Annotated in this window: 7 protein-coding genes, 2 tRNA genes and 3 rRNA genes; 6 read left to right on the forward strand and 6 right to left on the reverse strand. The window is 41.1% G+C overall.

All coding sequences use genetic code 11. From position 1 onward, the window contains the following. Positions 1 to 84 precede the first annotated feature (84 nt). The 4 genes from thyA (at position 85) to F938_RS17140 (ending at position 3,135) form a co-directional block, all read left to right on the forward strand. Positions 85 to 927, forward strand: coding sequence for a thymidylate synthase (gene thyA / locus F938_RS17125; RefSeq protein ID WP_005033776.1), 843 nt, complete (start codon positions 85 to 87; stop codon positions 925 to 927). Between the two features lie 79 nt (positions 928 to 1,006). Next, positions 1,007 to 1,519: a dihydrofolate reductase gene (locus tag F938_RS17130; RefSeq protein WP_005033778.1), complete on the forward strand. Its 513-nt coding sequence runs from the start codon at positions 1,007 to 1,009 to the stop codon at positions 1,517 to 1,519. A 31-nt stretch (positions 1,520 to 1,550) separates the two neighbouring features. Continuing rightward, positions 1,551 to 2,612, forward strand: coding sequence for an Lnb N-terminal periplasmic domain-containing protein (locus F938_RS17135; RefSeq protein ID WP_005033780.1), 1,062 nt, complete (start codon positions 1,551 to 1,553; stop codon positions 2,610 to 2,612). A gap of 82 nt (positions 2,613 to 2,694) precedes the next feature. Next, the gene (locus tag F938_RS17140; protein WP_005033782.1) at positions 2,695 to 3,135 is read left to right on the forward strand and encodes an META domain-containing protein; all 441 of its coding nucleotides are present in this window, start codon (positions 2,695 to 2,697) and stop codon (positions 3,133 to 3,135) included. Between the two features lie 322 nt (positions 3,136 to 3,457). On the opposite strand, the gene F938_RS17145 is transcribed toward F938_RS17140, so the two are convergent. Further along, entirely contained in the window at positions 3,458 to 5,494 is a 2,037-nt protein-coding gene (locus F938_RS17145; RefSeq protein ID WP_005033785.1) for an Ig-like domain-containing protein, read from the reverse strand. A 143-nt stretch (positions 5,495 to 5,637) separates the two neighbouring features. Between F938_RS17145 and F938_RS17150 the strand changes: the two genes are divergently transcribed. Then, positions 5,638 to 7,017: a dihydrolipoyl dehydrogenase gene (locus tag F938_RS17150; protein WP_005033788.1), complete on the forward strand. Its 1,380-nt coding sequence runs from the start codon at positions 5,638 to 5,640 to the stop codon at positions 7,015 to 7,017. Positions 7,018 to 7,175: 158 nt separating this feature from the next. Here F938_RS17150 and rrf read toward each other — a convergent pair. The 5 genes from rrf to F938_RS17175 all read right to left on the reverse strand — a co-directional run bounded on the left by rrf (position 7,176) and on the right by F938_RS17175 (position 12,560). Continuing rightward, positions 7,176 to 7,290, reverse strand: a 5S ribosomal RNA gene (rrf, locus tag F938_RS17155). Positions 7,291 to 7,460: 170 nt separating this feature from the next. Further along, positions 7,461 to 10,351, reverse strand: a 23S ribosomal RNA gene (locus F938_RS17160). Between the two features lie 414 nt (positions 10,352 to 10,765). Then, positions 10,766 to 10,841 (reverse strand) — tRNA-Ala (locus F938_RS17165). A 44-nt stretch (positions 10,842 to 10,885) separates the two neighbouring features. Further along, a tRNA-Ile gene (locus F938_RS17170) sits at positions 10,886 to 10,962 on the reverse strand. 59 nt (positions 10,963 to 11,021) lie between these two features. Continuing rightward, positions 11,022 to 12,560, reverse strand: a 16S ribosomal RNA gene (locus F938_RS17175). Together the 16S, 23S and 5S rRNA genes with 2 tRNA genes alongside form the textbook arrangement of a ribosomal RNA operon. A 540-nt stretch (positions 12,561 to 13,100) precedes the next feature. Here F938_RS17175 and F938_RS17180 point away from each other — a divergent pair. Further along, positions 13,101 to 14,039 carry an MlaA family lipoprotein gene (locus F938_RS17180; protein WP_005033791.1) on the forward strand — a complete coding sequence of 313 codons (939 nt, stop codon included), beginning with the start codon at positions 13,101 to 13,103 and terminating at the stop codon, positions 14,037 to 14,039. The last annotated feature ends 111 nt before the right edge of the window (positions 14,040 to 14,150 follow it).

The following is a 14,150-nucleotide window of genomic DNA, read 5'->3' on the forward strand; positions in this document are numbered from 1 at the left end:
GACTATTCGAAAGTATTACGAATGGGTAATGGTGCGACATAATCTGTCATTTGTACCATCCCCCCTTCCCAAATTGGAACTTCTATGAAAGCGTATTTAGACCTTCTACAACATATCCTAGACAATGGCGGTGACAAAGGTGATCGTACAGGTACAGGTACTCGTTCTGTATTCGGTCATCAAATGCGTTTTGACTTGTCTAAGGGCTTCCCTTTACTTACCACTAAAAAAGTTCATTTCCGCTCAATCGTGATTGAATTATTGTGGTTCTTAAAAGGTGACACCAATGTTCAATATCTAAAAGACAATAAAGTGTCGATTTGGGATGAATGGTCTACTGCGGAACAAACTGCCCGTTTTGGTCGTCCTGAAGGCGAACTTGGTCCTGTTTATGGTCATCAATGGCGTAATTTTGGGGCAACTCAAAAAGAAAATGGTTTATTTGAAAATGATGGTTTTGATCAGATCAGTTGGTTAATTAATGAAATTAAGACCAATCCAAACTCACGTCGCTTAATTGTATCAGGTTGGAATCCAAAAGAAGCAGGCAAAGTTGCTTTACCGCCATGTCACACTTTATTTCAGTTCTTCGTTCAAGATGGAAAACTGTCTTGCCAACTGTATCAACGTAGTGCTGATGTCTTCTTGGGTGTTCCTTTCAATATTGCCAGTTATGCATTACTGACTCATATGATTGCACAAGTTTGTGGTCTAGGCGTAGGAGACTTTGTTTGGACTGGTGGTGATACACATTTATATGTGAACCATTTTGAACAGGCAAAATTACAGTTGACCCGTGAACCTTTGCCATTATGTCAGCTTAAACTTAACCCTGCGATTCAAGATATTTTTGATTTCAAATTTGAAGATATTGAAATTGTGGGTTATGAATCCCATGCTGCAATTAAAGCTCCAGTTGCTGTGTAATTTTTAATAATCCAATTTGTGATTTTGCTCCCTCTTTCAAGGAGGAAAATCATAGAATGGATGACGAAGTGGATTGAGTATGACATTTAAAAATTTTGAAATTGTTCATGTGGTTGCCATGGATCAACAACACTGCATTGGTAAAGCAAATGATCTTCCTTGGCACATCTCGGCAGACCTAAAACATTTCAAAGAAATTACCCAAGGTGGCGTGGTTGTCATGGGGCGTAAAACACTTGAATCAATGGGACGCGCACTACCAAAGCGTGTAAATTGGGTCATTACACGTGATTCAGATTGGCAGTTTGAGGGTGTAAAAACGGCCAACAATATTGAATCTGCTTTGGAACAAGCCATTCCTGATGTTTTGGCTTCAGAAAAACCAACCAGCATCTTTATTATTGGTGGTGGTGAAATTTTCAAGCAAACGATTCATATTACAGATCGACTTGAATTGACTCATATTGATCTTGATGTTCAAGGTGATGCACATTATCCAGAAATTCCTCAAGAATTTAAGAAAGTCGCCAGCGAGTCACATGTTGACGACAAAACAGCTATTGCTTTTGAATTTGCAACATATAGAAAATAGCACTGAACTTTATTAATAAAAATAGCTGCTTATGGATAGCTTAAAAACGAAACCAATGCTAAACAGATTAGGAATGGGTTTACTCCATTCCTTATTTAGCTTATTTGTTTTCATGACGAGTATTTGGTTTTGTCTTGCCATTTGGATTCAACAACCTTTAGGTCAAATCTTTAGCTATTTTATTATTATCCTATGGGCGATTTTTGCGCTGAGCATTCTTGGAATTTATTTCAACAAGAATCTATTTACTCGAAAAATTGACAGTTTGATTTATTTGGTTGCATTTCTTCTGAGCTTGGTTTGGTATTTTAATATCCCCGCTAAACAAGACCGTGAATGGAGTCCTGAAGTTTCCAGAATTTTTAGCTATGAAAAGCAAGGTCAACTGGTCACAATTCATAATGTTCGAAATTTCGATTGGCGCACAGCCGATCAATATGATGAGCGATGGGAAACACGAACGTATAATTTAGATGATATTACAGGTGTAAATATCATCACCTCATATTGGATGGGACCACAAATTGCTCATACCTTAGTGAGTTTTAATTTTTCAAATCAACGACCTTTAGTCTTCTCAATCGAAATTCGTAAAGAAAAAAATGAAAGTTTTTCTGCGATAGGTGGTTTCTTTAGACAGTTTGAGCTAAGCCTCATTGCCGCAGATGAAAAAGATATTGTCTATACACGAAGCAATATCCGAGGTGAACAAGTTTATTTTTTCCCTGTTCGATTACCAAAGGCTGAAAGCCAAGCATTATTTGAAGAATACTTATCTAAATCTGCAGATTTAGCCAAGCATCCAAAATGGTATAACACCCTAACCAGCAACTGCACAACTTTGGTTTTTGATATGGTTCAAGCTATTTCAGCTCAAAAACTTCCAACAGACTATCGTTTAATTGCTTCTGGATATTTACCCAATTATTTGTACGATCTAGGTGCTCTAAATCATCAGTGGTCTATGCATGAATGGTACGAAAAAGCCCATGTGAATCCAAGAACTGATGAATATGCACATTTTAAATATCAAAATAGTGCTAATTTTTCTAAGGTTCTCCGTTTAGGCTTACCAGAAGAATATGCGAAATAATATGTAACGGTGTTTAAATTAATCCAGTGATATACTTCATTTCTATTGATATAAAATTATGACAAGATTAGGGAGAACACTCATGTTCAAAGCCATTATTGTAGCGACAATAATAACATCAACACTTTTTGCAACTGGATGTACCTCAACAACAAGTAGCACTCAGCAAGCACAAAACCTCAGTTTATTACAAAATAAAAATTGGACCCTCACACATATTGGTGCAACAGAATATAAGGCTGACCCAAGCTCACGTAATGCTCCCAGTATTCAATTCGGTTCAGATTTACGTGTAAGTGGCAGTGATGGCTGTAATCGCATCATGGGACAATATGCATTAAAAGGACAACATATTACGATCGGGCAATTGGCTTCGACCAAAATGCTTTGTCCAAGCAGCATGCAAATCGCCACACAATATACTGAAGCTTTAAGCAAAGTTCAGGGCTTTCAAGTCTATGACAAGACCTTAAAGTTAGTCGATCAATATGGTAATCGTGTTTTGCAATTTACGACACCTTAAGCTTTGAAAAGCTAATAACAGACATTGGCTAAAAGTTTAAGCTTTTAGCTTTAAATCAGTAATCAGTAATCAGTAATCAGTAATCAGTAAAAAAATAAAGACAATAATTTTACTACACACGCAAACGAATAATTCGACTTACAATAGTGCTGATTTAAAATTGAGAATATTTAAATGAAAGTTGTTGGTCTGATCTTAATCTCTTGCCTATTTTTATCTGCATGTAGTTCAATGAATGTAAGACCCACTGTTGGCGTGAGTATGGGTACATCCGTAAAATAAAAAACAGCGCAGAAGCGCTGTTTTTTTAAATTAATTCAGACTATTTATAATTTGAACAGCTAGAAATATCTGTTCCATAGGGACTAACACGATCAGGTCTATATTTACCATTTAAATTATCAACATCATCTTCCGCAACAGATGGCATAAAAGATAAAGCCGTTTTGTTATCTTTCGTTGATACAATTGTTGAAGCTGTTAAATTAACTCGTAACCAATTTGAATAGTTTCGATTGTACCTAATTCTGAATGCAAATTTACCTTGTGAATCAGTAACAAAGCTACCCTTTGTATTCAATATGGAGCCATCCGCTGCCAGGATAGAAATAGGATTTGGGAATTCTGTACTTGGACACTGAACATAAGTAACTACACGCTTAGCAACCTTATTTTCGTAAACTGTATAATCACGTGACCAATCAAGATAACTATACCAATCCCAAATTCCAGAACCATCTTGACCATAGGTATAATCACGCACCCACTTAAACTCACCTTTGTAAAAACTGTCTAAATCTAAAGAAATACTAATCTTTTGATTTGGAATAGGATTACCCGCCGTATCAACTACAGTCGCAGAAAAATCTTTATAATAATTGGTATCATCACCAACAATTTTTAAAATCTGTTCATTATGGGCAACTGTGATAAATGCGGATTGCATAGAAACTGTAAGTAATAAGTTTTCAGAATAAACTGGGGCTGGAGCAACAGCACTTTCAGTTGAAGCCTGAATTTCAACGCCCCCACCTAATGTTTGAGCAGAACCAGCAGTATAAATAACTGTAGCACGTCCCGCAGAATCGGTGATAGCAGATGGCTGAGAAATACGACCACTGAGCGAAGTATCTTTCAGAGTTTTAAAGTTAACTTTTATGTTTGGAATTGGTGTACCATTTTGATCCTTTACCAATGCAATAACTTTAGTATTAGCTCCTGGAGCCAAAACACTTGCCTCGGATTGAATTGAAATAGTTTTTGGAACGCCGGCACTCACTTGTTGTGAGATATAAATTACATTGTTGCCAAACTGTGCAGAAATTGTCGCGATAGCTGCAATTGCTCCATTTAGAACAGTTGTAGCATCACCAACCCACTGCCCATTTTCTTGACGAATATTTGTGATTGCAGCTGTTGGAGTTACAGTGCCATTTGTTGTCTCAAAGCTTACTGTCTTCCCTTGCAATTCAGTTTGTGTAAGAGCTGAAACCTTAACCGTAATATTCTTATTTACACCAACACCAACAGGATTACTATCTGAGACTGCTTGAATTACTTTATTGGCAATATTAGCAGTTAAAATAATACCACCTGAGGAAAGTAAATTTGAAACTGTTTGATTTTGTCCTTCTACCGCAATTTTAGCTATTAGCTCCAACTTTTGATTCGTCGAATTTCGAACAGTAACATACGGTATTTTGAAAATAGCATTTCCACTGACATCAGTCGGGATAGCTGAAAAAACCTCTTCACCCGATGCATTAACAAGTGAAGCTTTTGCACCAACCAATGCTTTTCCTGCAGCATCAACTGCAGTTACAGTAACAGTGCCAATTTGGTCTTGTTCAAGTAGACTAACATCAGAAGATATCGCTACAACTGTACCATTTACAGGTATTGTAAGTTCTTGTTTCACTTTTCCAGATGTAATAACGATGGTAATTGTTCGATTCATCTTAAAATTTAAATTTGAACTCGCTGACAGTACAACATTAGTTGTTACAATACCTTTGTCATCACTCGGTAAATTTCCCAGGGTGCTTAAGCTTGCACCAGAATTAGCAGCATCAACAATTTCAATTTTGACATTAGCCTTTGGAATAATTGCACCATTCTTATCTAATGTCCTAATTGTTAAAGTTAAACTATCATCAGTTCCAGCATTCAAACTTGCTTTACTTTGCCCTACAGACAAAAGTTCAGCTGAAGTCAGAGCTATTTCTGTGCCACCGCCATTATTACCATTATTTGAGCCGCTATTATTACCATCATAATAACCGCCACCGCCACCACAACTTGCTAACAAAATTGAAATTGCTATAGCACTTAACTTGCCAGTAACCTTCTTAGTGTCCATAATTTTACTCAACGTAAGAGTCCCCAAAAAATTGTTGTAGATTATTTTGAGTGCTATGTAACCATAGATATTTATATGTGTAAATACGCTATTTCAAAATGTTTTTTAATGTAATTTTTATTATTTAAAATCAGGTTTATACAATGTACGACATCATTATCATTGGTGCAGGAACAGCAGGCATCAGCGCATATAAAGAAGCAATTAAATATACCTCCAACCTATTGATAATTAACAAAGGACCTTGGGATACTACCTGTGTTCGAGTCGGATGCATGCCAAGTAAAGTTTTAATTTCAACAGCCAATCAAATGCATGATATTCAACACGCGGATGAAGTTGCCTTAAGTGTTCAATCAGAAATTAATACAGATCGAGTGATGAAACATGTCCAAAATTTACGTGATCGCTTTGCACGAGCAACACTGAAAGATGTAGAAAGCTGGGAAGAGAAACATAAAATTGATGGTGAAGCTAAGTTTATAAATGCCCATACAGTTGAGGTCAATGGTCAACAATATCAAGCAAAGTCATTTATTTTGGCTGTCGGTTCAACACCAACCTACGACAAAGATTGGAAAAAGAATATTGGGAATAAACTCATCACATCCGATGAAGTCTTTGAACTTAAAACGCTACCTAAATCAATTGCAGTAATTGGGAGTGGCGTAATTGCTATTGAATTAGCCCAAGCCATGCATCGTTTAGGCGTGAATACGACTATTTTTGCTAGAAGTAAAAAAGTTGGTGTATTGACCAGCCCAAGTTTACAAGCAATTGCGCAAACAACACTTTCAAAAGAGCTGGATATTAAATTCGAGATTTTACCCAACTCAATTGAAGACACAGAGCTTGGGGTTGCAGTTTCATTTATAGAAAATGATGAAACCAATACAATACAGGTAGATTATGTTTTAACGGCAACAGGTCGAAGTTCAAATTTATCAACTCTTGCGTTAGAAAATATAGATGCTTCATTTTCAGATTTAAAAAATCTACCTATTCATAAAAACTCAAAACAACTCGCTAATTTTCCAATATTTATTGTTGGAGATGCATTTACACAAACGCCATTACAACATGAAGCAGCGCATGAAGGGAGGAATGTTGTTTCAAGCTGTTTAAATTTCCCAAAAATTCAAGATTTAAATACGCTGGCACCGCTGGGTATTGTCTTCTGTAGCCCTGAAATGGGAATGGTCGGTCAAAATTATGCTGCACTGTCTAAATCAAATATAGAATTTATTACAGGATTCGTTTCTTATGAAAAACAAGGGCGAGCATTAGTTTTAGGAAAAAATAAAGGTGCAATTGAAGTTTATGTGGATAAAAAAACCAGAAAGTTGCTTGGTGCTGAGCTTTTTGTTGAATCTGCAGAACATATGGCACATTTACTGTCTTGGATGATCGCTGAAGATCTCACTATCGATGAAATATTAAGCAAGCCTTTCTATCACCCCACATTGGAAGAAGGCATAAGAACAGCTTTAAAACATGCAAGACGACAATTAAATTTGAGATAAAAATTCCTTTCAGTTAAAAGCTCTACCACAAGGTAGCGCTTTTATTTCTATTCTTAATTTCTTATCATTTCTATCTTTTTCTTTTCTTTATTATTTTCTTTTCTTTACGCATAAAAAAACACCCTCAACAATTAGTTGAGGGTGTTTTAAGAATTAAAAGCTGGCGATGACTTACTCTCACATGGGTAACCCCACACTACCATCAGCGCTAAGAGGTTTCACTTCTGAGTTCGGGAAGGGATCAGGTGGTTCACTCTTGCTATTGTCGCCAGCAAACTGTTATGGACTTTTTCGGGTCTTATGGGTATGCCTTACTTTGTTCCAAATGAGTTTAACAGAAGAACATTTGAGTTGGTTATTGTAACTAGCTTTACAACTAAATCAAGTTTCTTTGATCTTTTATGAATCAAATGATGCTTCACATACAACTGCTTGGGTGTTGTATAGTCAAGCCTCACGAGCAATTAGTATTGGTCAGCTTCATGCGTCACCGCACTTCCACATCCAACCTATCAACGTCGTAGTCTTCAACGGCTCTTTAGAGGACATAAAGTCCTAGGGAAATCTTATCTTGAGGTAGGCTTCCCGCTTAGATGCTTTCAGCGGTTATCCCTTCCGAACATAGCTACCCGGCGATGCGACTGGCGTCACAACCGGTACACCAGAGGTTCGTCCACTCTGGTCCTCTCGTACTAGGAGCAGATCCTCTCAAATTTCCAACGCCCACGGTAGATAGGGACCGAACTGTCTCACGACGTTCTAAACCCAGCTCGCGTACCTCTTTAAATGGCGAACAGCCATACCCTTGGGACCTGCTTCAGCCCCAGGATGAGATGAGCCGACATCGAGGTGCCAAACACCGCCGTCGATATGAACTCTTGGGCGGTATCAGCCTGTTATCCCCAGAGTACCTTTTATCCGTTGAGCGATGGCCCTTCCATACAGAACCACCGGATCACTAAGACCTACTTTCGTACCTGCTCGACTTGTGGGTCTCGCAGTTAAGCGCGCTTTTGCCTTTATACTCTACGCGTGATTTCCGACCACGCTGAGCGCACCTTCGTACTCCTCCGTTACTCTTTAGGAGGAGACCGCCCCAGTCAAACTACCCACCAGACATGGTCCTCGTCCCGGATAACGGGACAGAGTTAGAACCTCAATATTACCAGGGTGGTATTTCAAGGATGGCTCCATAGCAACTGGCGTCGCTACTTCTAAGCCTCCCACCTATCCTACACAAGTAAGATCAAAGTTCAATGTCAAGCTGCAGTAAAGGTTCACGGGGTCTTTCCGTCTAGCCGCGGGTACACCGCATCTTCACGGCGATTTCGATTTCACTGAGCCTCTGCTGGAGACAGCGCCCCCATCATTATGCCATTCGTGCAGGTCGGAACTTACCCGACAAGGAATTTCGCTACCTTAGGACCGTTATAGTTACGGCCGCCGTTTACTGGGGCTTCGATCAAGAGCTTCGCTTACGCTAACCCCATCAATTAACCTTCCAGCACCGGGCAGGCATCACACCCTATACGTCCACTTTCGTGTTTGCAGAGTGCTATGTTTTTAATAAACAGTTGCAGGGGCCTGGTTTCTGTGGCTGCCAATAGCTCAAGGAGCAAGTCCTATCACCGTCAGCAGCGTACCTTCTCCCGAAGTTACGGTACCATTTTGCCTAGTTCCTTCAGCAGAGTTCTCTCAAGCGCTTTGGTCTACTCGACCTGACCACCTGTGTCGGTTTCGGGTACGATTCCTGTGTAACTGAAGCTTAGAGACTTTTCCTGGAAGCATAGTATCAGCCACTTCACGAGTAAACTCGCTTGCTATCAGTTCTCAGCATAGAGCACCCCGGATTTGCCTAAGATGCATGCCTACAACCTTCCACCTGGACAACCAACGCCAGGCTGACTTAACTTTCTCCGTCCTCTCATCGCATTACACAGAAGTATTGGAATATTAACCAATTTCCCATCGACTACGCCTCTCGGCCTCGCCTTAGGGGTCGACTCACCCAGCCCCGATTAACGTTGGACTGGAACCCTTGGTCTTTCAGCGAACGGGTTTTTCACCCGTTTTGTCGTTACTCACGTCAGCATTCGCACTTCTGATACCTCCAGCATGCTTCTCAACACACCTTCATCGGCTTACAGAACGCTCCCCTACCACGTATACAATGTATACATCCGCAGCTTCGGCATATAGTTTTAGCCCCGTTACATCTTCCGCGCAGGCCGACTCGACTAGTGAGCTATTACGCTTTCTTTAAAGGGTGGCTGCTTCTAAGCCAACCTCCTAGCTGTCTATGCCTTCCCACATCGTTTCCCACTTAACTATAATTTTGGGGCCTTAGCTGGCGGTCTGGATTGTTTTCCTCTTGACTACGGACGTTAGCACCCGCAGTCTGTCTCCCGGATAGTACTCATAGGTATTCGGAGTTTGCATCGGTTTGGTAAGTCGGGATGACCCCCTAGCCGAAACAGTGCTCTACCCCCTATGGTATTCGTCCGAGGCGCTACCTAAATAGCTTTCGGGGAGAACCAGCTATCACCGAGTTTGATTAGCCTTTCACCCCTATCCACAAGTCATCCCCTGGCTTTTCAACGACAGTGGGTTCGGTCCTCCAGTTAGTGTTACCCAACCTTCAACCTGCTCATGGATAGATCACCCGGTTTCGGGTCTATACCCAGCAACTAAACGCCCTATTAAGACTCGATTTCTCTACGGCTCCCCTATGCGGTTAACCTTGCTACTGAATATAAGTCGCTGACCCATTATACAAAAGGTACGCAGTCACCGAACAAGTCGGCTCCCACTGCTTGTATGCATGCGGTTTCAGGATCTATTTCACTCCCCTCACAGGGGTTCTTTTCGCCTTTCCCTCACGGTACTGGTTCACTATCGGTCAGTCAGGAGTATTTAGCCTTGGAGGATGGTCCCCCCATATTCAGACAAGGTTTCACGTGCCTCGCCCTACTCGTCATCATTATATGTGCACTTTCGTGTACGGGACTATCACCCTCTACGGTAGCACTTCCCAGAGCTTTCCGCTAATACACATATAACTTAATGGGCTGATCCCCGTTCGCTCGCCGCTACTGAGGGAATCTCAATTGATTTCTTTTCCTAAGGGTACTGAGATGTTTCACTTCCCCTCGTTCGCCTCGCATGACTATGTATTCATCATGCGATACCTACCTTATGGTAAGTGGGTTTCCCCATTCAGAAATCTCCGGATCACAGGATATTTGCCGCCTCCCCGAAGCTTATCGCAGGCTATTACGTCTTTCATCGCCTCTGACTGCCAAGGCATCCACCACATGCACTTAATTACTTGACTATACAACCCCAAACAGTCGTTAATCCCTACAAGGAGGATCAACAATGTGGATTTAACCACTTCTATTTGTTGCTTGTGAACTTAATCACTGTACAGCTTCAATTTAATTCATATACCAAAACGCTTGATTCAGTTTTATCGCTAGTTCTCATTTCATTCCGCTTTAACAATTGCTTGTTAAGCTTCATAAAACGAGTTAAACAATTATTTCAACTCAAATATATTCTGTTAATGATTCACTACCGCCTCGTCAGCAAGTAGTTCACTGTGATAAATCACAGAAGTTAATAAACTCTATAAACTTCAGTTCATTAATTTCTATAATCAATTTCATCTTTCAAATGGATGCCTGCGCGAAGCACAGCTCCTTGCTTAAATTCTCGGACAAAGCGTTGCTTTGTTTTCCCTCAAATTTGGTGGAGACTAGGAGAGTCGAACTCCTGACCTCCTGCGTGCAAAGCAGGCGCTCTACCAACTAAGCTAAGTCCCCAGCTTAAGATCTTAATATATCTGCTCTTCTGTGTTCAGTAGACTTGGTGGGTCTGACAAGACTTGAACTTGTGACCCCACGCTTATCAAGCGTGTGCTCTAACCAACTGAGCTACAGACCCTCAGATACATCAATGAAGAACAACTTGTTGTGGATTCTTACCAATCGTCAATCTTTCGTTAAGGAGGTGATCCAGCCGCAGGTTCCCCTACGGCTACCTTGTTACGACTTCACCCCAGTCATCGGCCACACCGTGGTAAGCGTCCTCCTTACGGTTAGACTACCTACTTCTGGTGCAACAAACTCCCATGGTGTGACGGGCGGTGTGTACAAGGCCCGGGAACGTATTCACCGCGGCATTCTGATCCGCGATTACTAGCGATTCCGACTTCATGGAGTCGAGTTGCAGACTCCAATCCGGACTACGATCGGCTTTTTGAGATTAGCATCCTATCGCTAGGTAGCAACCCTTTGTACCGACCATTGTAGCACGTGTGTAGCCCTGGTCGTAAGGGCCATGATGACTTGACGTCGTCCCCGCCTTCCTCCAGTTTGTCACTGGCAGTATCCTTAAAGTTCCCATCCGAAATGCTGGCAAGTAAGGAAAAGGGTTGCGCTCGTTGCGGGACTTAACCCAACATCTCACGACACGAGCTGACGACAGCCATGCAGCACCTGTATGTAAGTTCCCGAAGGCACCAATCCATCTCTGGAAAGTTCTTACTATGTCAAGACCAGGTAAGGTTCTTCGCGTTGCATCGAATTAAACCACATGCTCCACCGCTTGTGCGGGCCCCCGTCAATTCATTTGAGTTTTAGTCTTGCGACCGTACTCCCCAGGCGGTCTACTTATCGCGTTAGCTGCGCCACTAAAGTCTCAAAGACCCCAACGGCTAGTAGACATCGTTTACGGCATGGACTACCAGGGTATCTAATCCTGTTTGCTCCCCATGCTTTCGTACCTCAGCGTCAGTATTAGGCCAGATGGCTGCCTTCGCCATCGGTATTCCTCCAGATCTCTACGCATTTCACCGCTACACCTGGAATTCTACCATCCTCTCCCATACTCTAGCTTCCCAGTATCGAATGCAATTCCCAAGTTAAGCTCGGGGATTTCACATCCGACTTAAAAAGCCGCCTACGCACGCTTTACGCCCAGTAAATCCGATTAACGCTCGCACCCTCTGTATTACCGCGGCTGCTGGCACAGAGTTAGCCGGTGCTTATTCTGCGAGTAACGTCCACTCATCTTGGGTATTAACCAAAAGAGCCTCCTCCTCGCTTAAAGTGCTTTACAACCATAAGGCCTTCTTCACACACGCGGCATGGCTGGATCAGGGTTCCCCCCATTGTCCAATATTCCCCACTGCTGCCTCCCGTAGGAGTCTGGGCCGTGTCTCAGTCCCAGTGTGGCGGATCATCCTCTCAGACCCGCTACAGATCGTCGCCTTGGTAGGCCTTTACCCCACCAACTAGCTAATCCGACTTAGGCTCATCTATTAACGCAAGGTCACAAGTGATCCCCTGCTTTCCCCCGTAGGGCGTATGCGGTATTAGCATCCCTTTCGAGATGTTGTCCCCCATTAATAGGCAGATTCCTAAGTATTACTCACCCGTCCGCCGCTAGGTCAATTACCGAAGCAATCTCCCCCGCTCGACTTGCATGTGTTAAGCCTGCCGCCAGCGTTCAATCTGAGCCATGATCAAACTCTTCAGTTAAAATCATTAGTGACTTAAGGTCACAATTCTGGCTCATCAATTACTGACAAATTCTCTCAAATAAACTTCGAGTAATTTAAACCAATCAATCAATGATAATATTTCGATCAATCAATCAGTAAAAATCCACACAAGTTGTTCTTCATATTCTCTTAATGATCTTCTTCATGCTTCGTCAGCATCAAGCTAGGTCGGCTATATTACTCTCTATCTCTAGAAAGTCAACTGTGATTTCAAATTATTTTTTAAACTTCCTTTCTAAAACCCAACTTAATTAATTCAACCAAGTCATTGTTTTATCAGAAGTTTTAATCTTCATCACCGCCGATGGATGTGCATTCTACAGCATTCCTAACCTAACACAACCCCCTTTTTTAATTATTTCATTTGTTTGTACAAATATTATCCATTAATCAAATTTATTCACACTTTTTAATCAAATTTGCTTTAATACATATGCAACAACTACTGTTAGAATACGAAAGTGTCTTTAATAATATTATCGACCATTTTTACTATAAGCATATTTCAAGGAATTCTATGCGTCCTTATCACGTACTTTGGGCTTGTTTACTCAGCATTGGTCTGACGAGCCATGTATTTGCTCAAGAAGAATTATCTACCCAAGAAAATTCTGACAATGCTGTTGACTCTGTTTCAGCTGATAAGTTGTCTCAAGAGAATTCTTCTGATCCAGCAATGTCTAAGCATCCAAGAATTGAAGCACTTAAAGAGCTCAAAAACATTACAAAAAATGATTTAAAAGTAAATGCAAATGCTGCTCAACCAGATGCTGTAAAAGACCCCCTACAACCGTTAAACCGTGAAATTTATGCATTTAACGATATGATTGACCGTAATGTCGCTCGACCAGTCGCCATTCAATATAAGCAAAAAGTTCCTGAAGATGTGCGCTCTTCATATAGTCTGTTTCGTAAAAATTTAAGCGAACCGTGGAATGCGGTTAATCAGCTTGCTCAAGGTCGTTTTAAGCGTGCAGCTAAATCATTGGGTCGTTTTACACTGAATACTGTTACTTCTTTAGGTCTAGCAGATCCAGCAACTCGTTTAGGTTTATCGACTGAAGAAGAAAGTCTAGGCATTACACTTGGCTATTATGGTGTACCGAGTGGTCCTTATCTCATGTTACCTGTCTTAGGACCAAGTACACTTCGCCACTCTGTGGATTACGTTGCTGAAAGCTATGCAAACCCGATTAGCTATCCAATGGATGATAACAATCAAACAGGTTTAATTTGGGGAAATCGTGTTTTAGGCGGGATCAATACACGCTCAAAACTATTAGATGTGGAAAATGTATTGCAAGGTGATCGCTATTCAGCAATCCGTGATATTTATTTACAGCGCCTTGCTTTCCAAATCGCAGAGAAAAAAGGCGGTGGTGCAGAAGCTGTTTCTTTTGTTGATGATGACGATGATGATACTGATGATTCATCTGATACAGGCACAAACAAATAATCACAATATTTTGTTAAACTTATTTGCTAGTAATCTCTTTAGTTTTACTAGCAATGTGGTGTTATCTATAGTAAATCTAGTGGGTATCGCTTTTTATATTGATTAAGGATC

The organism is Acinetobacter bereziniae LMG 1003 = CIP 70.12, assembly GCF_000368925.1.
GTDB classification, from domain to species: domain Bacteria; phylum Pseudomonadota; class Gammaproteobacteria; order Pseudomonadales; family Moraxellaceae; genus Acinetobacter; species Acinetobacter bereziniae.